This is a genomic window from Pollutimonas rozaliensis (assembly GCF_048751585.1).
In the GTDB taxonomy this organism is placed as follows: domain Bacteria; phylum Pseudomonadota; class Gammaproteobacteria; order Burkholderiales; family Burkholderiaceae_B.
This window is the reverse complement of record NZ_JAZHOB010000258.1, coordinates 1-252: the sequence shown is the minus strand read 5'-3', so window position 1 is coordinate 252 and position 252 is coordinate 1. Positions and strand designations below refer to the sequence as shown.

Annotated in this window: 1 protein-coding gene; it reads left to right on the top strand. The window is 59.9% G+C overall.

Features of this window, described 5'->3' with window-relative positions:
- On the top strand, window positions 1-252 hold a 252-nt coding region (locus V0R37_RS22820; RefSeq protein WP_420376651.1), incomplete at both ends, for a flagellar hook-length control protein FliK.

The following is a 252-nucleotide window of genomic DNA, read 5'->3' as shown; positions in this document are numbered from 1 at the left end:
GGAAACAGTCGGTGAGCCAACATATTGCCCTGTTCAGCCGCGACAATTTGCACAAAGCGGAGATCCGCCTGCATCCTCAGGAGCTGGGCTCATTGCATATCTCTTTGCGCGTGCAGCAGGACCAGGCGCAGATCCATATCGTCAGCGAACATGCCCAGGTGCGGCAGATGATGGAGACTGCTCTACCGCACCTGCGGGCGGCTTTAGCGGAAACCGGGCTTCAGTTGGGCCAGGCGAGCGTGAGCCCCGATC